21 protein-coding genes are annotated in these 20,762 nt (G+C 68.7%); 13 read left to right on the forward strand and 8 right to left on the reverse strand.

What is annotated here, in order from left to right:
* Positions 1–15: 15 nt before the first annotated feature.
* The 3 genes from uraH to MKD50_RS08765 are packed head-to-tail and all read right to left on the reverse strand — an operon-like array spanning position 16 to position 2,254.
* Positions 16–351, reverse strand: a complete 336-nt coding sequence (uraH, locus tag MKD50_RS08755; protein ID WP_012355646.1) for a hydroxyisourate hydrolase — start codon at positions 349–351, stop codon at positions 16–18.
* 30 nt (positions 352–381) lie between these two features.
* On the reverse strand, positions 382–891 hold the full coding sequence (locus MKD50_RS08760; RefSeq protein WP_115700102.1) for a hydroxyisourate hydrolase: 510 nt from the start codon (positions 889–891) through the stop codon (positions 382–384).
* Between the two features lie 10 nt (positions 892–901).
* A complete protein-coding gene (locus tag MKD50_RS08765; protein ID WP_240071942.1) occupies positions 902–2,254 on the reverse strand; it encodes an MFS transporter in 1,353 nt (450 codons plus the stop codon).
* Positions 2,255–2,648: 394 nt separating this feature from the next.
* Here MKD50_RS08765 and MKD50_RS08770 point away from each other — a divergent pair, with 394 nt between their 5' ends.
* Together MKD50_RS08770 and uraD are read left to right on the forward strand one after the other, a co-directional pair.
* Positions 2,649–3,593 carry a LysR family transcriptional regulator gene (locus tag MKD50_RS08770; protein WP_115700104.1) on the forward strand — a complete coding sequence of 315 codons (945 nt, stop codon included), beginning with the start codon at positions 2,649–2,651 and terminating at the stop codon, positions 3,591–3,593.
* A gap of 123 nt (positions 3,594–3,716) precedes the next feature.
* The gene (gene uraD / locus MKD50_RS08775; protein WP_062803363.1) at positions 3,717–4,235 is read left to right on the forward strand and encodes a 2-oxo-4-hydroxy-4-carboxy-5-ureidoimidazoline decarboxylase; all 519 of its coding nucleotides are present in this window, start codon (positions 3,717–3,719) and stop codon (positions 4,233–4,235) included.
* 9 nt (positions 4,236–4,244) lie between these two features.
* Here uraD and MKD50_RS08780 read toward each other — a convergent pair whose 3' ends face one another.
* Together MKD50_RS08780 and MKD50_RS08785 are read right to left on the reverse strand one after the other, a co-directional pair.
* Positions 4,245–4,910, reverse strand: coding sequence for a hypothetical protein (locus tag MKD50_RS08780; RefSeq protein ID WP_256503689.1), 666 nt, complete (start codon positions 4,908–4,910; stop codon positions 4,245–4,247).
* Positions 4,907–6,313 (reverse strand): selenium-binding protein SBP56-related protein, encoded by a 1,407-nt coding sequence (locus MKD50_RS08785; protein WP_240071943.1) that lies wholly within the window; start codon positions 6,311–6,313, stop codon positions 4,907–4,909. The genes MKD50_RS08780 and MKD50_RS08785 overlap by 4 nt, the downstream gene beginning before the upstream one ends.
* Positions 6,314–6,568: 255 nt before the next feature.
* Between MKD50_RS08785 and MKD50_RS08790 the strand changes: the two genes are divergently transcribed.
* Entirely contained in the window at positions 6,569–6,973 is a 405-nt protein-coding gene (locus MKD50_RS08790) for a PaaI family thioesterase (RefSeq protein ID WP_240072110.1), read from the forward strand.
* A 10-nt stretch (positions 6,974–6,983) separates the two neighbouring features.
* Here MKD50_RS08790 and MKD50_RS08795 read toward each other — a convergent pair whose 3' ends face one another.
* Positions 6,984–7,982 carry an AraC family transcriptional regulator gene (locus MKD50_RS08795; protein WP_252666900.1) on the reverse strand — a complete coding sequence of 333 codons (999 nt, stop codon included), beginning with the start codon at positions 7,980–7,982 and terminating at the stop codon, positions 6,984–6,986.
* Between the two features lie 161 nt (positions 7,983–8,143).
* Here MKD50_RS08795 and MKD50_RS08800 point away from each other — a divergent pair, with 161 nt between their 5' ends.
* The 4 genes from MKD50_RS08800 to MKD50_RS08815 all read left to right on the forward strand — a co-directional run bounded on the left by MKD50_RS08800 (position 8,144) and on the right by MKD50_RS08815 (position 12,176).
* Positions 8,144–9,124, forward strand: a complete 981-nt coding sequence (locus tag MKD50_RS08800; RefSeq protein WP_115700109.1) for a quinone oxidoreductase family protein — start codon at positions 8,144–8,146, stop codon at positions 9,122–9,124.
* 12 nt (positions 9,125–9,136) lie between these two features.
* Positions 9,137–9,979 (forward strand): TauD/TfdA dioxygenase family protein, encoded by an 843-nt coding sequence (locus MKD50_RS08805; RefSeq protein ID WP_252666901.1) that lies wholly within the window; start codon positions 9,137–9,139, stop codon positions 9,977–9,979.
* 51 nt (positions 9,980–10,030) lie between these two features.
* A complete protein-coding gene (locus MKD50_RS08810; RefSeq protein ID WP_252666902.1) occupies positions 10,031–11,089 on the forward strand; it encodes a beta-keto acid cleavage family enzyme in 1,059 nt (352 codons plus the stop codon).
* An 88-nt stretch (positions 11,090–11,177) separates the two neighbouring features.
* Entirely contained in the window at positions 11,178–12,176 is a 999-nt protein-coding gene (locus MKD50_RS08815; RefSeq protein WP_115700111.1) for a Bug family tripartite tricarboxylate transporter substrate binding protein, read from the forward strand.
* 11 nt (positions 12,177–12,187) lie between these two features.
* Here MKD50_RS08815 and MKD50_RS08820 read toward each other — a convergent pair whose 3' ends face one another.
* Positions 12,188–13,120, reverse strand: a complete 933-nt coding sequence (locus tag MKD50_RS08820) for a LysR family transcriptional regulator (protein WP_252666903.1) — start codon at positions 13,118–13,120, stop codon at positions 12,188–12,190.
* 174 nt (positions 13,121–13,294) lie between these two features.
* Between MKD50_RS08820 and MKD50_RS08825 the strand changes: the two genes are divergently transcribed.
* Together MKD50_RS08825 and MKD50_RS08830 are read left to right on the forward strand one after the other, a co-directional pair.
* Positions 13,295–14,614, forward strand: a complete 1,320-nt coding sequence (locus MKD50_RS08825) for an MFS transporter (protein ID WP_252666904.1) — start codon at positions 13,295–13,297, stop codon at positions 14,612–14,614.
* A gap of 30 nt (positions 14,615–14,644) precedes the next feature.
* A complete protein-coding gene (locus tag MKD50_RS08830) occupies positions 14,645–16,141 on the forward strand; it encodes a M81 family metallopeptidase (protein ID WP_252666905.1) in 1,497 nt (498 codons plus the stop codon).
* Positions 16,142–16,158: 17 nt separating this feature from the next.
* Here the strand turns inward: MKD50_RS08830 and MKD50_RS08835 are convergent, their stop codons facing one another.
* Entirely contained in the window at positions 16,159–16,782 is a 624-nt protein-coding gene (locus MKD50_RS08835; protein WP_252666906.1) for an FMN-binding negative transcriptional regulator, read from the reverse strand.
* An 82-nt stretch (positions 16,783–16,864) separates the two neighbouring features.
* Here MKD50_RS08835 and pdxR point away from each other — a divergent pair, with 82 nt between their 5' ends.
* The 4 genes from pdxR to MKD50_RS08855 all read left to right on the forward strand — a co-directional run bounded on the left by pdxR (position 16,865) and on the right by MKD50_RS08855 (position 20,748).
* Positions 16,865–18,346, forward strand: a complete 1,482-nt coding sequence (gene pdxR / locus MKD50_RS08840) for a MocR-like pyridoxine biosynthesis transcription factor PdxR (RefSeq protein WP_252666907.1) — start codon at positions 16,865–16,867, stop codon at positions 18,344–18,346.
* Positions 18,347–18,506: 160 nt separating this feature from the next.
* Positions 18,507–19,505: a tripartite tricarboxylate transporter substrate binding protein gene (locus MKD50_RS08845; RefSeq protein ID WP_240071948.1), complete on the forward strand. Its 999-nt coding sequence runs from the start codon at positions 18,507–18,509 to the stop codon at positions 19,503–19,505.
* A gap of 190 nt (positions 19,506–19,695) precedes the next feature.
* Positions 19,696–20,019: a hypothetical protein gene (locus MKD50_RS08850; protein ID WP_115700118.1), complete on the forward strand. Its 324-nt coding sequence runs from the start codon at positions 19,696–19,698 to the stop codon at positions 20,017–20,019.
* A gap of 141 nt (positions 20,020–20,160) precedes the next feature.
* On the forward strand, positions 20,161–20,748 hold the full coding sequence (locus MKD50_RS08855) for a hypothetical protein (protein WP_115700119.1): 588 nt from the start codon (positions 20,161–20,163) through the stop codon (positions 20,746–20,748).
* Positions 20,749–20,762 lie beyond the last annotated feature (14 nt).

A 20,762-nucleotide genomic window follows, 5' to 3' on the forward strand; every position in this document is an offset into this window, starting at 1 on the left:
CCTGCGCCCTGGTGCTCAACTGCCGCGATAGGTGCCGAAGCTCCACGGCGAACATAGCAGCGGCACATGGTAGTGCTGCGCGGCATCCGCGATGGTGAAGCGCACCGGCACGATGTCGGCGAACACGTCGGGGGTGCGGAAGTAATCCGCCACCCAGAAGCGCAGTTCGAACTCGCCGGTGCGCGCCTGCGCCGGCGGCAGCATCGGCGCGTCGGTGCGGCCGTCGTGATTGGTGCGGGTGCGCGCGAGCAGCCGGGGCGGCTGTACCGCGACGTCGAACAGCTCGACCTGCATGCCGGCCACCGGGCGGCCCAGCGATACGTCGAGCACATGGGTGCTGATACCTGCCATGATGCGATCTCTCCGGATTGGGCCGCGCGCTCAGCTGCCGCGGTAGTAGTTGTAGCTCCACGGCCCGAACAGCACGGGCAGGTGGATGCGCTGGCCGGCGTCGGTGACGCGCACGCGCAGCGGAATCTTCGACAGGAACGACGGTTGCGGCAGGCTGGCCTTGCGCGCGGCGAAGTATTCGTCGGCGTGCAGGATCAGCTCGTAGGTGCCGGTGCGGTAGCTGTCGCCGATCAGCAGCGGCGGCTCGCTGCGGCCGTTGGCGGCCAGCGTGACGGTCTGCAGCGGCACGCGCTGGCCATTGTCGATGCGGAACATCTCCACGCGCATGCCGGCCGCGGGCGTGCCGTGGTAGGTGTCCAGCGCATGCAGCGTCAGGCGCGGGCTCAGCCCGCCTTGCTGCACCGGCGCCGCGGTCTGGTTCGGCGCCGGCGCATCCGGCGTGGCGCCCCAGCTGGCGCCGGCCAGCAGCGCGCCGCCGCCCAGCGTCATCGATTGCAGCGCGAAGCGCCGGCGCGCAGGATCAAAGGTATGGTCGTCCATCTCAGGCTCCTTAACGTACAGTTGCCGGTGGGGTCTTGCCGCGCAGCTGGCGGATGCCCACCAGCACCAGCACCGCGGCCAGCACTTCGATCACCGCCACCAGGTACAGCCCGGAGGTGAGCTTGCCGGTGGTGTTCTTGACCAGCCCCATCACGTACGGGGCACCGAAGCCGGCCAGGTTGGCCACCGAGTTGATCAGCGCCACGCCCACCGCGGCGGCGCTGCCGGCCAGGTAGCGGTTGGGCAGTTGCCAGAACACCGGGATCGCGCTCATGGTGCCGACCAGCGCGGCGGTCATGGCCAGCAGCGCGATCACCGGCGACAGCACCTGCGCGCCCAGCAGCACCGCCAGCACGGCCATGGCACCGCCGCCGACCAGCGCCGCGCCGCTGAAGTGCCAGCGCACTTCATTGCGGCGGTCGGAATGCGCGCCGTTGAGGATCATGCCGGCGGCGCCGCACAGGTAGGCCACCGCGGCGATCCAGCCCACCGCCATCGGCGTGGTGAAGCCCACGTCCTTGATGATGGTCGGGATCCAGAAGGTCAGCGTCGAGTTGGCGCACAGCAGGCAGAAGAAGATCGCGATCAGCAGCCAGACCTTGGGGTTGGTGAAGAGCGCGCGCCAGTCATCGCCACGCTCGCCCATGGCGGCGTGGTCGCGCTTGAGCGCGTCCTGCACCACGCGCTTCTCGGCCTCGGACAGCCAGTGCGCCTGCTCGGGCTTGTCGGTCATGTAGAACCAGGCAAAGATGCCGGCCAGCACCGACGGGATGCCCTCCAGGATGAACAGCCATTGCCAGCCGTGCATGCCGTTGACACCCGCCATGCCGGTCATGATCCAGCCGGCCAGCGGGCCGCCCAGCACGCCGGCGATGGCGGATGCCGACATGAAGGTGCCGAAGGCGCGCGCGCGGCGCTGCGACGGATACCAGTAGGTCAGGTACAGGATCACGCCGGGGTAGAAGCCGGCCTCGAACGCGCCCAGCAGGAAGCGCAGGATGTAGAACTGCGTGGGCGTGGTGACGAAGCTCTGCAGCATGCAGATCACGCCCCAGCAGATGGTGATGCGCATGATGGTCTTCTTGGCGCCGATCTTCTGCAGCAGCATGTTCGACGGCACTTCGAAGAAGAAGTAGCCCAGGAAGAAGATGCCCGCGCCGAGCCCGTACACGGCCTCGCTGAAGCGCAGCGCGTCCAGCATCTGCAGCTTGGCGAAGCCGATGTTGACGCGGTCCAGCCACGCCAGCACCCACAACACCCCGAGGAAGGGCAGCAGGCGCCAGGTAACTTTGCGGTAGACGCTGTCCTCGGCGTCTTCGGCGGTACCGGCGAAGACCGGTACCCCTTGTTTCGTGATCGACATGATGTCTCCTGTCTTGTGGTGTTCTGCCAGGCCGCGGCCTGGTGGCGGTGCATGCGGTCCGCCGGGTTGGGAGCAAGTATATGAATGGCCCGCCGATGCGAAACGAGGGGGCTGGTATAGGCCCCATAGCAGCGCCGATATGGGCCGCCAACCCTTGCCTGGCGCGGGTTTGCGGACATCCGCGGCGGCTGCCGGCGGACCTATGGATTACCCTGATCGGCCCGCTGCAGGGATGCCGCGCGCGCGGCGCGGCGGCGCCTGTGCGGGTTCCACCGGTTGCCGTGCGGTGCGCGACACGCTACAAAGTCGCCATGGCCGGACGTGCCCGCGCCGCCGCGAGCGGCGGCAGCCGCACCCGCCATGCTTTCTTTTGTTCCCCTGCCACGGACCCAACATGATTCGCGCCGACGACCCGTTCGACACCTACCTGCTGCGCGTGCTGTGCATCCTGATCGCCGAGCAGAGCGTGTCGCGCACGGCGATCCGCCTGAACCAGTCGCAGCCGGCCATCAGCGCCGCGCTCAAGCGCCTGCGCGCGATCTTCAACGACCCGCTCCTGACGCGCGAGAAGAACGTGATGGTGCCGACCGAACGTGCGCTGCAGCTGGCGCGCAACGCGCAGGCCGCGCTCAGCGCGCTGGACAACCTGCTGGTGTCGGACGACCGCTTCGACCCGGCCACCACCGAGCAGAGCTTCGTGGTGGCGATGCCGGACTACCTGGCGCCGCCGTTCTTTGCGCATGTGGTGCGCGCCGTGCGCCGCGCCGCGCCGCATGCGCGGCTGTCGGCGCTGCCGCTGGGGACCAGCTTCGACTATGAGCAGGCGCTGTCGGCGGGCGCGGTCGATATCGTGATCGGCAACTGGCCCAATCCGCCCGAACACCTGCACCTGTCGGTGCTGCTGGAAGACGAGGTGGTATGCGTGGTGGCGCAGGACAGCGTGCACGCGCAGCCCGGCAAGTTCACCGCGCAGGCCTACCTGGGCGCATCGCATATCGTGCCGACGCCGTATTCGCGCGACCAGCGCGGACTGGTGGATGCAGGCCTGAGCACCATGCGCGTGCACCGCGACAACCGGATCAGCTGTCCTTACTTCAACCTCGCGCCCAGCCTGATTCCCGGCACCGACCTGATCCTGACCACGGCGCGCCATTTCGCCAACTACCATGCGCAGCATGTGCCGCTGGCGGTGCTGGAGCCGCCGATCGAGTTTCCCTTCATGCGCTTCTACCAGCTGTGGCATCCGTCGCGCCACCGCTCGGCCGCGCACGTGTGGTTGCGCGGCATGCTGAGCGCGGCCTCGCAGGCACTGCGCGACCTGCGCGACATGCATCGTTAGCGGTATCGGTTTCTGTTATGCGATCTATAGGGCGCGGGCTCTCGCCGCTGCGGCGAGGCGTTCCTATACTCGGCCCCGTATTCAACGATTGCCCTTGCGGGAATCCCTACGGGAGAAGCCTCCATGTCTCACCCCCTCGACCTGGCGTCGGTCAACGCCCTGGACGAAGCGGCCTTTGCCGAGGCCTTCGGCAGCGTGTTCGAACACTTTCCGCAGGCCGCGGCAGGCGCATGGGCGCAGCGGCCGTTCGCCTCGGTGGCGGCGCTGCATGGCGCGATGATGGACGTGGTGCGCAAGCTCGATGCGCCGCGCCAGTGCGATTTCCTGAACCTGCATCCGCAGCTGTCGGCGCGCAATATCCGCGCGGGCACCATGACGGCGGATTCCAATGCCGAACAGAAGAGCGCCGGACTGGATGCGATGTCGGTGCAGCAGGAGGCCGCGCTGGACCAGCTCAACGCCGACTACCAGGCCCGCCACGGCTTCCCCTTCATCATCTGCGTGCGCCACTACACCCGCGAAGGTATCTTTGCCGCGTTCGAGCGCCGCATCGGCCGCAGCACGCAGCAGGAACTGGACGAGGCGCTGGCGCAGATCGCGGCCATCACGCGCGGGCGGCTGGCGGCGCGACTGGCCGGCTGAGCCTGGCGCCTAGCCAAAGGCTTCAAGCCCCAGCGCCAGCATCCCCACCAGGATGAGGCTGAGGGCCCAGACCGCCTCCAGGTTGAACCAGCTGCGCGAAACGAACTGCAGCCCCAGGTAGCGGTAGACCAGCCACGCCATGCCGCCGCCCATGGCAAACATGGCCAGCGTATGCAGCAGCGCGACGGCCAGCGCCATGCCCAGGTTGGCACCGGCAAGCGTGGCGGCCGCCTGGTGCCCCGGCTCGCTATCGGTGCGGCACAGGCCAAGATAGATCGGCACCAGCATCAGCCCGGCGCCATGCGCGATCGCCACCGCGAACGACCACAGTGCCAGGCGCGAGGGCGCGATGCGCACCAGTGCGCGCGGATGGGCGCGCCTGAGCAGCAGCGCGATGCCGCCGCCGATCAGCAGCACGCTGGCGCCGATGCGGATCTGCGCCTGCCAGGCGACCAGCGCGGCCAGCACGCCGAACGGCAGCGTCACCGCCAGCACCGCCAGCGCGTGCCCGACCGCCAGGTACCCCAGCGCCGCAAGCAGGGCGCGGCCGCTGTGCGCCAGCAGGCCGTTCGATACTGCCAGCGGCCATCCCATCGCCGGATTGACGCCGTGATAGAGCCCGCTGGCCAGCACCGCCGACCACAGGCCAAGCTGTTCCCAGTCGTGCCCGCTCAAGCCCTGGCCGAGGGATAGCAAAACGAATCGGTCGAGCAGTCGCCGCCTTCCAGCCGGATCTGGTGCGCGCGGTAGCCTTCGGGAAACTCGACCCAGTAATCTTCGGCCAGCGTCAGGCCGCCGTCCGCTCCGGCGCGGGCCATGACCTGCGCGCCGGGAATGCCGTCGGGGTAGAACTGCTGGTCCCAGGTGGAATACAGCGAGTTGGTCCAGTAGACACGCTCGCCGTCGCGGCTGATCTCCACCATCTGCGGGCCGCCGGCGAAGGGCTTGCCGTTGGGATGCGGGGTGCGGCGGACCATGCCGCCAAGATGGACCGAGCCCGCCAGCCGGGGCTTGCGCGGATCGGTGACGTCGTACTGGCGCATCTCGCCCGTGCCCCAGCACGACACATAGAGAAATTTGTCGTCCAGCGACAAGTCGATATCGGTCACCAGCGGCGGCACCGCGCCGAAGCCTTGCAGCAGTGGCGGCAGCTGGCTGGCATCGGCGGGCTCGGCCGGGATCGTCGCCGTCTTCTCGGCGTGAAACTTGCCATCTTCGCGCCACCAGGTCCAGATCGAGCCTTCCAGGTTGGTGGTGTCGACCACCACGCCGACGAAGCCGTACTCGCGCACCGGATCATGCGCGGGCCGCACTTCCAGCGCCATCTGGTGATTGGCGCCGAGGTCGATGGTCTGCACGTTGCGCCGTGCGCGCAGGTCCCAGAAATGCAGCTTGTGGCCGTAGCGGTTGCCCAGCAAATCCTCGGGCACCAGCCCGTTCTCGAACTGCGGGGGCAGGGCCCATTCGCTCGACACCATGTAGTCGCGCGGCAGGTTCCACCAGAAGTCGTAGTGCTTCTGCTGCTCGCCGCGGTCGATCTCCCAGCGGCCCAGCACCTCGAAGGTTTCGCAGTCCATGATGAAGATGCCGGGCGCGCCGTCCGTGCCGTCCGGCCCGCCGCCGCCCAGCGTGCTGACATAGATGCCTTCCGGGCCGCAGTGCACGGTATGCGGCCGCGAATAGCCGGTCTTGCGGAAGATCTCGTCGGGCTCGACGATCTTGTGGATGCGCGCCTGGGTCGGATGCGGCTTGGTGTCGACGATATACAGGCGCGACGAGCGCATCCCGGGGATGATCAGGTAGCGCCGCTCCAGAAACGCATGGCCGGTCAGCGGCGACAGCGCCGACGAACAGGCGTTCCAGCCGAAGTGATGGAGTTCATCGCCCTGGTGCGTCATCGGCACGGTATGCACCACCTGGCTGTAGGTCGGCGATCCGGGCTTGACGTCGATTACCGCGAGCGCGTCGGGCTGCGCGCCGCCGGGGCTGAGCAGCACCGTGTAAGCAAAGGATTCCGCTGGCGCGTGGATCGCAAGCTCCGGCGAGGCGTGAAACGTCGGATCTGGCCGCATGTTCATGGTGAGCCCCTCCCTGGTCCTGGCGGACCTCGCGACATCGCCGGTACGTCACCTGGCGCGTGGCCGAGTGCGCGGTAAGCCTACCTAGCCTAGGTCGTTCTGCAGGCCGAGTCAAAGCCGCGCGTGCGGCGGCGCATGCCCGGATTCATGCAGGCGGAAGGTCCGGTTTGCGAAATACAGATTGTCGGAAACACGCAGATCGCGCAGAAAGGAGGCTTGATCAAGCAAAGGGAAATCTGGGCGATGGACGCGGCAATGGCAGCATGTAAGGGCGAGGCATACAGCCTCGACAATCCGGCACTGGAAAGCATCGGGGTCAGGATCACCCATTGGCGCGACGACTATGTCGAGCTGGAACTGCCACTCGCGCCCAATATGCTCAACCGCAGCCGCGTCGTGCATGGCGGCACGATCTGCACCTTGCTCGATGCCGCCACCGGCTATGCGGGGCTCTACTCGGCGCCGGGCGAAAGCCCGCGGCACGCGGTCACGCTGTCGCTGACATCGAACTTCCTCAGCAACGGGACCGGAGAGTTGCTGACGGCGAAAGGGATGGTCGACCGCCGCGGGCGTTCGATCTTCTTTTCACGGGCCGAGGTGTGGCTGGATGGCGCGCTGCTGGTGGCCACCGGCGTGGCCACGATGAAGTACCTGAAGTAAGCGGTCCGCCTCAGGCGCCGTGCTGGCGCCAGCGCGTCGGCGACTTGCCGAACTGCGCCGCGAACCAGCGCGAGAATGCGCTCGGTTCCGAAAACCCAAGCAGCGTGGCGACCTGCGCCAGCGGCCGCCGCGGATCCTGCAGATGGCGTTGCGCCAGTTCGCGGCGCACTTCATTTACCAGTGCGGAGAACGTCAGGCCATCCTGTTCCAGCTGGCGCTGCAGCGTGCGCGGGCTGGTGCCCAGGCTTTGCGCGACCTGTTCCACCGCACCGCGTCCGCGCGGCAGCAACTGGTTGAGGGTGCGCCGCACGTCCGCGGCGAGGGAGGGCTTGCCGGCCCCCGGCTGCAGGTCGAGGAAACCCCGCGCGTACCCGGCCAGGCTGGCATCGGCCAGGGGATTGACGCGGTCCAGGTCGCCGCTGGCAAGCACCAGCCCGTCGAAGTCTGAACCGAATTCGATGCGCGGCCCGAACAGGCGCCGGTGGATGCGCAGGTCGGCCGGCGCCGCATGCGCGAAATGCACGCTGTGCGGCATCCACGACTCGCCCAGGATGGCGCGGATCAGGCTGTGCAATGCGGCCACGGTCAGCTCCATCGCCTGCCGGCCGGGCTGTTGCCGCCCGGTCTGCAGCGTCACGTGCAGCACCGCGACACCGCGATGCTCGGTGACCAGGATGGCGATCGAGTCGCTCAGCCAGTGGCGGTAGCGCTCGATCTCGGCCAGCGCGTCGCGCAGCGTGGGCTGATGCTGCAACAGCAGGCTGACCGGGCCGAAGTCCGACAGGCGCCACGATTCCCCCACCATCAGGCCCAGCGAATGGCAGCTGGTCTCGCGCGCCGAGGTCTCCAGCACTTGCGCCAGGCGCTGCTCGGGAATGCGCAGGTCGGGCGTGTACAGGCACGCCTGGTCCAGGCCGGCCCGGGCCACCATCTGCACCGGATCCAGGCCCGCGCCCCGGGCAATGCCCAGGTATTTGGTCAGCGATGCGCTGCGAACAAGGACGGTCATGGGGCTGCCGCGAGAGTGGGTGGGGGCGTTGGTCGTGTCCGTCGTCAAATGGCAAATCCTGGCGCGATCGGTCAAGGGCGCTGCGGCCCGGCTGTCTGACAATCGACTGCGCCGCGCCAATGATAGCGGCGCGGGCAGGACACCACAATCAGGAGACAGCTTTGGCCAAAGCCATTCGCATGTATGAGACCGGGGGCCCCGAAGTCCTCCGCTACGAGGACGCCGAAGTCGGCGATCCGGGCCCGGGCGAGGTACGGATCCGCCACGTCGCGGTCGGGCTCAACTATGCCGACACTTACTTCCGCAACGGCACCTACCCGGTGCCGCTGCCCAGCGGCATGGGCGTGGAGGCTGCCGGGGTGGTGCAGGCCGTCGGCCCCGGCGTGACCCACATTTCGGAGGGCGATCGCGTCACCTATACCGGCTTCACCAACACATTGGGCGCGTACAGCACGGAGCGTCTGGTGCCCGCCGCGCCGCTGATCCGCCTGCCGGATGCGATTTCCTTCGAGACTGCCGCGGCGATGACCATGCGCGGCCTGACCTCGGCCTACCTGATGCGCCGCATCTATCCGTTCAGCGGCGGCGAGACCATCCTGCTGCACGCGGCCGCCGGCGGGGTGGGACTGATCGTCTCGCAATGGGCCAGGCTGCTCGGCCTGACCGTGATCGGCACGGTCTCGACCGAAGCCAAGGCCGAGCTGGCGCGCGCGCATGGCTGCGACCACGTCATCGACTACAGCCGCGAGGACGTGGCAACGCGGGTGCGCGAACTGACCGACGGCACGGGCGTATCGGTGGTGTTCGACAGCGTCGGCCGCAGCACCTTCCAGGGCTCGCTGGATTCGCTCAGGCGGCGCGGGCTGATGGTCTGCGTCGGCACCGCCTCGGGCACGATCCCGCCGTTCGATCCGCAACTGCTGGCGCGCAAAGGTTCGCTCTACCTGACCCGTCCGGCGCTGGCCGACTACATCGCCGATCCCGCCGAGAAGGCTGAACTGGCCGCGGAAGTGTTCGGCCACGTGGCCGCCGGGCGGCTGCGCATCGGCATCAACCAGCGCTACGCGCTGCAGGATGCGGTCCAGGCCCACCGCGACCTGGAGTCGCGCAAGACCACCGGCTCATCGATCTTCGTGCTGTAAAGGAGCGTCCTCATGCGAGTCCAACCACTTACCTGCAGCATCGGCGCCGAACTGAGCGGCGTCAGCCTGGCCGATGCCGCGCGCGATGCGGCGCTGTTTGCCGAGATCAGGTCGCTGCTGCTCGAGCACAAGGTGCTGTTCCTGCGCGGCCAGGAGATCTCGCGCGCGGACCACGTGGCGTTCGCGCGGCGCTTCGGCGAACTGGAGGACCATCCGGTGGCGGGCAGCGATCCCGACCATCCCGGGCTGGTGCAGATCTATCGCAGCGACAAGCGCGAGAACTACGAGAACAGCTACCACACCGACGGCAGCTGGCGCGAATGCCCGCCGATGGGCTGCGTGCTGCGCTGCGTCGAATCGCCGCCCGTCGGCGGCGACACCATCTGGGTCAACATGGCCGCGGCGTACGAGCACTTGCCGCAGGAAATCAAGCAGCGCATCGCCGGCCTGCGCGCCAAGCACGGCATCGAGCATTCCTTCGGCGCGGCGATGAGCCCGGAGAACCGCGCCAAACTGGCGGCGCAGTACCCCGCGGTCGAGCACCCGGTGGTGCGCACGCATCCGGAGACCGGCGAGAAGGTGCTCTATGTCTGCGGCTTCTCTACCCACTTCGTCAATTTCCACACGCCCGAGAACGTGCGCTACGGGCAGGACAAGACCCCGGGCGCGAGCCATCTGCTGAACTACCTGATCAGCCAGGCGGCGATTCCCGAATACCACGTGCGCTTCCGCTGGCAGCCCAACAGCGTGGCGATCTGGGACAACCGCTGCACCCAGCACTACGCGGTGCAGGACTACTGGCCGGCCCCGCGCAAGATGGAGCGCGCCGCCATCATCGGCGACAAGCCGTTCTGAGCCGCGCCAGCGCCGCAGGCCTGGCCACGCCACGATCAATGGAGACATGCCGTGCATTACCTAGATGGGTCCCTGTTCCCTGAAAACCAGCAGCCGCTGATCATCACCGCGGCCCCTTATGCGCCGGGCTGGCTGCCGTCCGACTTCCCGGAAGATATCCCGGTGACGATGGAAGACCAGATCCAGAAAGCCGTTGACTGCTACAACGCCGGCGCGACCGTGCTGCACCTGCACGTGCGCGAACTCGACGGCAAGGGCTCGAAGCGCCTGTCCAAGTTCAACGAACTGATCGCCGGCGTGCGCAAGGCGGTGCCGGAGATGGTCATCCAGGTGGGCGGATCGATCAGTTTCGCCCCGGAAAACGAGGGCGATGCCGCGAAGTGGCTGTCCGACGACACGCGCCATATGCTGGCCGAACTCGATCCGGTGCCGGACCAGGTCACCGTGACCGTGAACACCTCGCAGATGAACGTCACCGAGCATGCCGAACTGGCGGATTTCCGCGGCACCTCGCGCGAGAACCCTGCGATCTTCAACGCGTACAAGGAAATGACGGTGCCCGCGCAGCCCGGCTGGGTCGAGGAGCATATCCGCCGCCTGTCCGCCGCCGGCATCCAGAGCGCATTCCAGTGCTACAACATCAATAGCTTCGAATCGGTCGAGCGGCTGATCCGGCGCGGCATCTACAAAGGCCCGCTGGTGATGAACTGGGTTGCCATCAGCGGCGGCATGGATGCGCCGAGCGTGTTCAACCTGGCCAACATCGTCCGCGCGGTGCCGGACGGCGCGGTGCTGACCGTCGAAAGCTCGGTACGCAACGTGCTGCCGGTGAACATGATGGGCATTGCGCTGGGGCTGCATGTGCGCTGCGGGACCGAGGACTGCCTGTGGAACCAGTCGCGCACGGCCAAGATGAGTACCGTGAAGCAGATCGAGCAGCTGGTGCGCATTGCCGGCGAATTCGGCCGCAAGGTGGCAAGCGCCCAGGAAGCGCGCGAGATCCAGAAGATCGGCGTGTTCTACGACACGGTCGAGGAGACGCTGGCGGCCAACGGCTTCGCGCCCAACCGCAATGGCGGCAACCAGGGCTTCCTGCGCAAGGCCGCCTGAACCGGGCCGGCTGCCACCGGCAGGCGGCCCGCAGAAGGGCAGGGGCGGCGGCTGGCTGACCCGAACCCTCGCACATTCGGAGACAACCATGAAGCAAGCACAACCGTCGGCGCGCCGCAGGGCGCTGCTGTCATGCATGCTCGGCCTGGCGCTGCCGGCCGCGTTACCATCGGCTGCCCATGCCCAGGCGTGGCCGTCCAAGGTGGTCAGGATTGTGGTCGGCGGTCCCGCCGGCGGCACCGCCGACATCCTCGCGCGCCTGCTCGCCGAGGGGCTGACGCAGTCGCTGGGCAAGCCGGTGATCGTCGAGCAGAAGCCCGGCGGCGCCGGTGCGATCGCGGTCGGCACGCTGTTGTCGGCGCCGCACGACGGGCATACGCTGCTGCTGATCCAGGGCGGCATCGTCTCCGAGACCCCGCTGGCGCTGAAGGTCTCGTTCGATCCGTTCAAGGACCTGAAGCCCATTGCCCAGGTGGCGCGCACCGGCCTGGTCCTGGTCGGCAACCCGAAGCTGCCGGCGAAGAACTTCAGCGAGCTGCTGGCCTACATCAAGAGCAAGCCGGGGCAGATCGACTACGCCTCGTATGCCGCCGGCATGCGCGGCCAGACCCTCGGGGTCCAGTTCAACCGACTGGCGGGGGTGAACATGAGCCACGTCGGCTACAAGGGCTCGCCGCCCGCGCTGCAGGACGTGATGGGCGGACACGTGCCGCTGATGTTCGACGGGCTGGCCACCTCGCTGCCGCTGATCAAGGCCGGCAAGCTCAGGGCCTATGCCGTGGCCTACCCGAAGCGCATTCCCGCGCTGCCGGACGTGCCGACCTTCGCCGAGGTCGGCTTCCTGGCGATGACGGAGCCGGGCTGGATGGGCTTGTGGCTGCCGCCGGACGTGCCGGCGGCGGTGCAGGAGAAGATCCGCAACGCCACGCTGGCGGTGGTGCAGCAGCCGGGCTACCGCAAGCACGTGGAAGACATGGGCATGGACAACGGCCAGCCGCTCGGCAGCGAAGCGCTGTCAAAGGAGGCCCGCGCGGCCTATGAGCGGCAGGCGGAGCTGCTGCGGTCGATTGGCTTCGTGCCGGAGTAGCGGGCCGCGGCCTATCGCTTCCGGCGCCGGCGCGCGCTGGCGAACATCGACATGTCGCGCAGGATGCAGTCCAGCAGCGTATTGGCCGCCACGCCCATCGGCCGGCCCGCCTTGACCAGCAGGCGCGCCTTGGCGGCTTCGAACAGCGGATGCGCGATCGGCAAGGTCACCAGTTCGCCGGACTGCAATTCCCGGTAGGCCGCAAAGCCGCCGATCAGCGTGATGCCGTCATGGCGCTTCACGAAATGGCGCAGCACCGCCAGCGAATTGGTGGTCAGCGTCGGGCGGATCTGGATGTTCTCCGCGTAGGCCAGCATCTGCACCACCTGTCCCAGCCCGAATGCCGGCGGCATCATCGCCAGCGGATAGTCGGCCAGCTCCTGCACGCCGACCTTGCCGCCGCGGCGCGCCAGCGGATGCCCGGCATGCACCAGCAGCACCACCGGCTGCGATGACGTCGCCACCCAGGCGATGTCGGCATGGCCGGGCGGGTTGTAGGCCAGGCCGATATGGGCGCGGCTTTCGGCCACCTCCTGCAGCACGTTGTTGACCGGCAGGATGTCGACGGTCACGTCCAGCCGCGGATAGCGCGCGCAGAAGTCGGTCAGCACTTCATCCATCAGGCCGTCGACATAGCCCTCGCTGGTGGCGATGCGCACCTGGCCATGCTGCAGCCCGCGCAAGGCCTGCAGGCGGTCTTCGAACAGCTCCTGCTGGGCGCGGCAGCCGCGCCAGTACTCCAGCAGGTGCTGGGCGGCTTCGGTCGGCTGCACGCCGCGCGCATGGCGGTCGAACAGCGGCGCGCCGACCTCTTCTTCCAGCAGGCGGATCTGGCGTGTGATGACCGACGGCGAGGTGTTGATGCTGTCGGCCGCGCCACGGATCGAACCGTGCGTGAGTACCTCGTGAAAATAGCGCAGCCTGCGCTGGTTCAGTTCGCGCATGTCGGGACCTCGTTGTCTGGCGTGGAAGGCGCCGGCGTTTCTTTGTGTTGCCGGCAGGGCAACGATAGCCGACTTAAGTTGCTCTTGCTCTGTTTTTTCAGATGCCAGACGATCAACGCCTGCCAGCGAAAGACATCGCGTCCACAAGAGCCGACCACCACGGGAGAGATCGACATGTCCGCAACCCTGCCCCCACGCCCCGCCATTGCAGCCGCCAGCGCCGCGCAGCAGGCGCTGTACCGCAAGCTGAACTGGCGCCTGTTGCCGTTCCTGCTGCTGTGCTACACCTTTGCCTACCTGGATCGCGTCAACATCGGCTTCGCCAAGCTGCAGATGCAGAGCGACCTGGGCTTTTCCGACGCGGTGTACGGGCTGGGCGCAGGCATCTTTTTCTTCGGCTACGTACTGTTCGAGATCCCGAGCAACCTGTTGCTGCCCCGGATCGGCGCGCGCAAGACCATCAGCCGCATCCTGGTGCTGTGGGGCCTGACCTCGGCGGGCATGATGTTCGTGCGCGACGAAACCACGTTCTATGTGCTGCGCTTCCTGCTTGGCGTGTTCGAGGCCGGCTTCGCCCCCGGCATGATCTTCTACCTGACCTACTGGTACGGGCAGCAACGCATGGCCCGTGTGATGGCGGTGGTGATGCTGGCTGGCCCCATCGGCGGCATCTTTGGCTCGCCGCTGTCCACCTGGCTGATGACGGCGCTGTCCGGGGCGCACGGCCTGGCCGGGTGGCAATGGATGTTCCTGGTCGAAGGGCTGCCCTGCGTGCTGCTTGGCGCGCTGGCACTACGCGTGCTGGCCGACCGCCCGGCCGACGCAAGCTGGCTCAGCGACGCGGAAAAGCGCATGCTGGCCGCCGAACTGCAGGCGCCGGCGGGCGGGCATCACTCGTTCGGCCAGGTGGCGCGCGATCCGCGCGTGTACCTGCTGGCCTTTGCCTACTTCACCATGATCTGCGGCATTTACGCGGTGAGCTTCTGGCTGCCGTCTATCCTGAAGGCGGACGGCGTCACCGACACCATGCAGATCGGCCTGTATTCGATGATTCCCTATATTGCCGCGGCGATCGCGATGCTGGTGATCGGCCGCAGCTCGGACCGCCGCGGCGAGCGCCGCTGGCACAGCGCGGTGCCGGCGTTTGCCGGCGCGGTGGCACTGGCCCTGGCCACGCAGTCCAGCGGCAACCTGCCGGTGTCGCTGCTGTGCATGACCATTGCCACGGCGATGATGTGGGCCGCCTATACCGTGTTCTGGGCAATTCCTTCGCAATACCTGAAGGGCGATGCCGCGGCGGGCGGTATCGCGCTGATCAACACCATCGGCCTGATCGGCGGCTTTCTCAGTCCTACCATCATCGGTGCCGTGCGCACGGCCACCGGCAGCATGCAGGCCGGCCTGCTGGTGATGGTGGCGCTGCTGCTGGCCGGCGCGGCGGTGCTGGTGGCCAACCGGATGCCGGCGCCGCAGGGCGCGGTGTCGCCGGCATGACGCCGGACTTTTGTTTCACGGAGAAGAACCTTGGCAACACGGATCCTGGTCGCCGGCTTCCAGCACGAGACCAATACCTTTGCGCCGTCAAAGGCAACTTACGCCAGCTTCGAGCGCGGCGAGGGCTTTCCCGCGATGGTGCGCGGCGCCGACATGCGCGCGCTGCGCGACGTCAACATCCCGGCCGGCGGCTTCCTGGCCGCGGCCGAGCGCTACGGCTGGACGCTGCTACCGGTGATCTGGGCCGGCGCCAGCCCGTCCGCGCACGTGACCGAGGACGCGTATGAGCGCATCGCCGGCGAGATCGTCGGCGCGGCCAGCGCGGGCGGCTTCGACGCGGTCTACCTCGACCTGCACGGCGCCATGGTGGCCGAGCACACCGACGACGGCGAAGGCACGCTGCTCGAGCGCATCCGCGCGGCGGTGGGCCCCGGGGTGCCGGTGGTTGCCTCGCTCGACCTGCATGCCAACGTCACGCAGGCCATGCTGCAGGCGGCCGACGCGCTGGTGGCCTACCGCACCTACCCGCATGTGGACATGGCCGAGACCGGCGCGCGCGCCGCGGCGCTGCTGCAGCGACTGCTGGCGCGCAAGGGGCCGTTGCACCGCGCGGTGCGCCGGCTGCCGTTCCTGATCCCGATCAACGGCATGTGCACGATGCTGGAACCGGCGCGCGCCATGTACGCGCTGTTGCAGCAGCGCGAGCACGGCGAGGTGGTGTCGCTGTCGTTCGCGCCGGGCTTTCCGGCCGCCGATTTCCCGGAGTGCGGGCCGGTGATCTGGGGCTATGGCGACGACGCCGGCGCGGCCGAAGCGGCGGTGCAGGCCTTGTACGAGCGGATGCTGGCCGACGAGCCCGCCTGGGAGGTGCCGTTCCTCTCGCCCGACGAGGCCGTGGTCGAAGCGATGCGGCTGGCCGCGGGAGCCACGCGCCCGGTGGTCATCGCCGACACGCAGGACAACCCCGGCGCGGGCGGCGATTCGAACACCATGGGCATGCTGCGCGCGCTGTTGCGCCAGGGCGCGCGGCAGGCGGCGATCGGGCTGATCTGGGACCCGGCCGTGGTGGCCGAGGCGCACCGCGCCGGCGTGGGCGCGACCATCGAGGTCGCGCTGGGCGGCGTATCCGGGGTGCCCGGCGACGCGCCGCTGCAGGGCCGCTTCGAGGTGCTGAAGCTGTCCGACGGCGTATGCCGCTACGGCGGGCCGATGATGCACGGCATGCAGGCCGATGTCGGCCCGGTGGCACTGTTGCGTATCGACGATGTGCAGGTGGTGGTCAGTGCCGGCAAGGCCCAGATGCTCGACCGCAACCTGTTCCGGGTGGGCGGGGTCGAGCCCGAGGCGATGAAGATCCTGGTCAACAAGAGCTCGGTGCACTTCCGCGCCGATTTCCAGGGCATCGCGCATGCCGTGCTGGTGGCCAAGGCACCGGGCCCGATGACGGCCGATCCGGCGGACCTGCCCTGGACCCGGCTGGCCCCTGGCATCCGGCTCAAGCCGATGGGCAGGCCGTTCCAGGCGTAATGCCCGATGCACGCGGATCAGCCCGCGTTGCGCATCGACTGCGCCAGCTCGGCGCAGCCGCGCGCGTGCAGCGTGTCGGCCGCGCCGAGGCGGTCGCGCGTGTCCTTGTTCTGGCTGAGCTTGCGCTTGCCCACCAGCGATGTCACGGCGATCTCGAGGCCGACGATGCCGCGCAGCATGGCGTCGAGGTAGTCGGGCGGGGCGTCGCCCATCTTCCACGGCCGGGCCTCGGCGGCCTCGTGCCGCCGCGTCAGGCGCGCGACCAGGCCACGCACGAAGCGCTCGTCGTCGCGCACGGTGAGGATGCCGTGCACGTGCACCACCTCGTAGTTCCAGGTCGGCACCTGACGATGCGTCTCATGCTTGCTCGGGTACCAGTTCGGCGAGACATAGGCCTCGGCGCCGCGGAACACCACCATCACCGATGTGCCGGTCGGGCACCGCTGCCAGACCGGGTTGGCCCGCGCCACGTGCGCGGTGAGAGCGCCGAGGGCACCCGCACCAGGGTCGAATTCGAAGGGCAGATGGTCGGCATCCAGGCCGTGCTGGCCGTGCGTGACCAGCATGCCCAGCGGGTGCGCATGGATGATGCGGGCAAGGGCCTCGGGGCGGGTCTCGGCGAAATGTTCGGGGAGGTACATCGTTGGGGCTCGGGGCGATCGGATGCTCGATACTGTCGCCGACAACTGGCACAATCGGAAGGTCCAGTTTCGAGGAATTTGAATGGGCCAGTTTGAGCCGTCCGCCGGCACCCGGCCCGGCGCCACGGGCGCGGGACGCCGCATCTATGAGCTGCTGCGCGCCCAGATCGCCGACGGCACGCTGCCGCCGGGCGCGCCGGCGCCGTCCACGCGCAGCCTGGCGGCCGAGCTGGGGGTATCGCGCACCACCGTGACCGCCGCCTACGAACAGCTGGCGGCCGAGGGCTTCCTGGTCACGGCGAGGGGGCGGGCGGCCCGCATCGCCAGCCCGCTGGCGGCGTCCCCGCCGGCCCGGCCCGATGGGGCGCGGCGCGCCAGGGTACCGGCGCTGTCGCAGTTCGGCCGCCGCGTGGCGGCACTGGGGCTGCCGGCAGCGCCGCCGGCCGAGCCGGTGCGCTTCGATTTCCTGTACGGCGCCGTGGCCTGGCGCGACTTCCCGGCGCTGGCCTGGCGGCGCGCCTGGCAGGCCGAGCTGCTGCGCCAGCACGACAGCCTGTGCTACGCCGCGCCGGAAGGCGAGGCATCGCTGCGGCGCGCGCTGCAGGGCTATCTGCGCCGCGCGCGCGGGCTGGCCTGCGATGCCGGGCAGATCGTGGTGGTGCATGGCTCGCAGCAGGGCATCGACCTGTGCGCGCGGCTGTTGCTGGACGATGGCGATGCCTTTGCCTTTGAAGACCCCGGCTACCTGATGGCCAGGCGCTGCTTCGAGGCCACCGGCGCGACGTGCCTGCCGGTCCCGGTGGACGGGCATGGCATGGATACCGCCAGCCTGCCCGCGGCGGACCGGGTCCGGCTGGCTTACGTGACGCCGTCGCACCAGTTCCCGCTGGGCGGCGTGCTGCCGATCGGGCGCCGACAGGCCTTGCTGCAATGGGCGCGGCGCCATGATGCGTGGATCGTCGAGGACGACTACGACGGCGAATTCCGCTACGGCCAGCGCCCGATCGACACCCTGCGGGCGATCGACACCGATGGTCGCGTGATCTATGTCGGCACCTTCTCCAAGGCGCTCTCGCCGCAGCTGCGGCTCGGCTACCTGGTGCTGCCGCCGGAACTGGTGCCGGTGTTCCAGCAGGCCAAGCGACTGGCCGATCGCCATGCGCCCGTGCTTGAGCAGCGCGTGCTGGCCGCGCTGATCGACGGCGGCGCCTACGAGCGCCACGTGCGCCGCATGCGCCGCGAGAACGAGCGCCGCCGCGCGGCCCTGCTCGATGGCATTGCGCGCCACCTGCCCGGCGATGCCGAGGTCAGCGGCACCGCCGCCGGGCTGCACGTGGTGCTGTGGCTGCCATCACTGCGTCCGCGGCACGAGCCGGCACTGGTGGCCACCGCGCGCGGCGCCGGCGTGGGCGTCTACCCGGTCTCGGCGCTGTATGCCCGGCCGCATGGGGCGGGCCGGCCGCGTGCGGCCGGCCTGGTGCTGGGCTACGCCAGCCTGACCAGCGCGCAGATAGAGCAGGGCGTGCGCGTGCTGGGCACGGTGGTTGCAGCGATGGGCCCGTGAAGCGGCCCGCGCGTCCGGCCCCGCATGCCGGGCGTTTCGGCCAATGACATTGAACAGAACGGCAATTGGCCCGCCTGGCGCAACGCTCTAACGTCTGTCGAAAACGCCCGCGGCCGGCACGCCGGGCGCCAACACCAGAACGACAACCAGGAGACAGCGCATGGCTATCGCAAGGCGTGGAGTGGGAGGGCGTTTGCTATCGGTCGTGGCCAGGGCCATGGCGGCAATGGCGATCTGCGCGGCGGCAGCGCCGGCCGCGACGGCGGCGGGCGATTTCCCGGCCAAGCCCATCGAGTTCTGGATTCCGTTCCCGCCCGGCGGCCCTACCGACGGCTCGCTGCGCACGCTGCTGGCAGCCGCCGGCAAGGAACTGGACCAGCGCGTGGTGCCGATCAACAAGCCGGGAGCGGGCGCCACGCTGGCGGCCCAGGTGATGTCCCAGACGGCGGCGCCGAACGGCTACACGCTGTCGATGGTCGCGGCCAACATCTTCCGCATGCCGCACCTGCAAAAGACGCCATACGACCCGCTCAGGGACTTTACCTACATCATCGGCCTGACCAACTACCGCTATGGCCTGGTGGTGCGCGCCGACGCGCGCTGGAAGACGCTGGAAGAATTCCTTGCCTACGCGAAGGCGAACCCGGGCAAAGTGACCTACGGTGCGGTCGGCATCGGCAGCTCGGGACATATCTCGATGGAGAAGCTGGGCCGGGCCGCCGGCGCCAAATTTACCTTCGTGCCTTACAAGGGCGGCGCCGAGGAAATGATGGCGTTGATGGGCGGCGACATCGATGCCGTGCTGGACCCGGGCTGGGGCCAATTCGCCGTCGCCGGCAAGGTGCGGCCGCTGGCCATCGTCGGCGACGCGCGCTTTGCGCGCTTCAAGGATGTGCCGACCCTGAAGGAGCGGGGCTACGACATCAGCGCCAGCTCGCTGGTGGGCATCGTCGGCCCGCGCGGCATGGACCCGGCAGTGGTCAGGAAGCTGCACGATGCGTTCTTCCGCGCCGCGCAAGACCCGGCCTACCTGCGCTCGCTCGAGGCCATCGACCTGGAGCCGGTCCACCTCAACAGCGCGGACTACACCAGGTTCGCGGCCGAACAGTTCGAGCGCGAGAAGCGCGTGGTGCAGCAGCTCGATATCAGCCTGCAGTGATCGGTGTGCGATCATCGCATGACCGGCTGCACTGTCTCAGTGCAGCCGGTCATGCCGGGACATCGGTGGCTCGGGTTAGCGCAACTTCTTTGGTACGCTGGTGGTATGCCTGCCGCTGCCATCGCTGCTTGCGCCCCGAGCGCGGGTGATTTCTGCACTCCCCCGGCTGGCAGCGGCCAAAGGAGTGATCATGCAAGAGCTGAGCTTTAGCGCCCTGCTGTACCGCTATTTCTTCTTCGGCTGGCTGTTCCGGGACGCCAGCCGCGGCAACCGCGCCGAACGCACGCGCGCCTGGCACTTCAACCAGGCGCGCGCGCATTGGTTGCTGACCTACATGCGGCGCTGGCTTTGGTGCGGCGTGTTCTTCTACGCGCTGGGCAGCGCGGTGGAGCTGATGTTGTCCGCACCGGCGCTGTCGGCGCTGTTCTACGTGCCCGGCGCGCTGTGCGTGCCGGTCAATGTTGTCATCGGCGTGCTTTGGGTGGGCCTGAAGACGCTGCCCGGGCCGCTGTGAGCATATGGAGTTGTCCTGCACGCCGCCAACGGCTTGCTGCTCCCTCTGCTATGGTTAACAGGCCTTTCCGTCACGCGCGCCGGCCCCTGGCCGGCAGCGCGCACGGCGGCCCACGGCAACCTTGGAACCAGGGAGAACGGCATGAAACCCGGCAAGCTAATCGTGGCGGCGGCGCTTGCCGCCGCGTCCGCTACAGCGCTGACGCAACCCGAGACCCGCGTCGACTCGGTTTCCGGCGTGGGGGCGTCGCGCACCACCGGCACGGTCAAGGCCACGGCCACGGTGGCGGCCATCGATGCGGCCACGCGCACCATCACCCTCAAGGACGAGCAGGGCAAGCTCACTGACGTGCAGGTGGGCGACGACGTGCGCAACTTCGGGCAGCTGCGCGTGGGCGATGCGGTCACGGCGGAATACACGCAGGCCTTGTCGGTCAGCCTGAACCGCCAGAGCGGCATCCGCTCCAGCAGCGAGCGCGAGATCACGCAGCGCGCCGCGCCGGGCGCCAAGCCGGGCGGCATGGTCGGGCGCGAGGTCACGGTCACCGCGGACGTGGTGGCGGTCGACACCAAGACCGGCATGGTGACGCTGAAGGGGCCGCAGGGCCGGATGGTGGACGTGCATGTCGCCGACCCGAAGCAGCTGAAGGCGGTGCGCGCCGGCGAGCAGGTGCAGGCGGTCTACACCGAGGCAATCGCGATCTCGGTCACGCCGCGCACGGCGCGCTGATTCGCCGGCCGCCG

This window comes from Cupriavidus mimosae (assembly GCF_023952485.1).
Classification (GTDB): Bacteria; Pseudomonadota; Gammaproteobacteria; order Burkholderiales; family Burkholderiaceae; genus Cupriavidus; species Cupriavidus taiwanensis_C.

What these genes read in the sequence shown, in the direction of transcription:
- MKD50_RS08820 (WP_252666903.1), bottom strand. Translation starts at nt 13,120, where the DNA reads ATGCGCGAACTGAACCAGCGCAGGCTGCGCTATTTTCACGAGGTACTC.
- MKD50_RS08835 (WP_252666906.1), bottom strand. Translation starts at nt 16,782, where the DNA reads ATGTACCTCCCCGAACATTTCGCCGAGACCCGCCCCGAGGCCCTTGCC.
- MKD50_RS08765 (WP_240071942.1), bottom strand. Translation starts at nt 2,254, where the DNA reads ATGTCGATCACGAAACAAGGGGTACCGGTCTTCGCCGGTACCGCCGAA.
- MKD50_RS08785 (WP_240071943.1), bottom strand. Translation starts at nt 6,313, where the DNA reads ATGAACATGCGGCCAGATCCGACGTTTCACGCCTCGCCGGAGCTTGCG.
- MKD50_RS08805 (WP_252666901.1), top strand. Translation starts at nt 9,137, where the DNA reads ATGCGAGTCCAACCACTTACCTGCAGCATCGGCGCCGAACTGAGCGGC.
- MKD50_RS08760 (WP_115700102.1), bottom strand. Translation starts at nt 891, where the DNA reads ATGGACGACCATACCTTTGATCCTGCGCGCCGGCGCTTCGCGCTGCAA.
- pdxR (WP_252666907.1), top strand. Translation starts at nt 16,865, where the DNA reads ATGGGCCAGTTTGAGCCGTCCGCCGGCACCCGGCCCGGCGCCACGGGC.
- MKD50_RS08790 (WP_240072110.1), top strand. Translation starts at nt 6,569, where the DNA reads ATGGCAGCATGTAAGGGCGAGGCATACAGCCTCGACAATCCGGCACTG.
- uraD (WP_062803363.1), top strand. Translation starts at nt 3,717, where the DNA reads ATGTCTCACCCCCTCGACCTGGCGTCGGTCAACGCCCTGGACGAAGCG.
- MKD50_RS08770 (WP_115700104.1), top strand. Translation starts at nt 2,649, where the DNA reads ATGATTCGCGCCGACGACCCGTTCGACACCTACCTGCTGCGCGTGCTG.
- MKD50_RS08845 (WP_240071948.1), top strand. Translation starts at nt 18,507, where the DNA reads ATGGCTATCGCAAGGCGTGGAGTGGGAGGGCGTTTGCTATCGGTCGTG.
- MKD50_RS08795 (WP_252666900.1), bottom strand. Translation starts at nt 7,982, where the DNA reads ATGACCGTCCTTGTTCGCAGCGCATCGCTGACCAAATACCTGGGCATT.
- MKD50_RS08825 (WP_252666904.1), top strand. Translation starts at nt 13,295, where the DNA reads ATGTCCGCAACCCTGCCCCCACGCCCCGCCATTGCAGCCGCCAGCGCC.
- MKD50_RS08850 (WP_115700118.1), top strand. Translation starts at nt 19,696, where the DNA reads ATGCAAGAGCTGAGCTTTAGCGCCCTGCTGTACCGCTATTTCTTCTTC.
- MKD50_RS08815 (WP_115700111.1), top strand. Translation starts at nt 11,178, where the DNA reads ATGAAGCAAGCACAACCGTCGGCGCGCCGCAGGGCGCTGCTGTCATGC.
- uraH (WP_012355646.1), bottom strand. Translation starts at nt 351, where the DNA reads ATGGCAGGTATCAGCACCCATGTGCTCGACGTATCGCTGGGCCGCCCG.
- MKD50_RS08855 (WP_115700119.1), top strand. Translation starts at nt 20,161, where the DNA reads ATGAAACCCGGCAAGCTAATCGTGGCGGCGGCGCTTGCCGCCGCGTCC.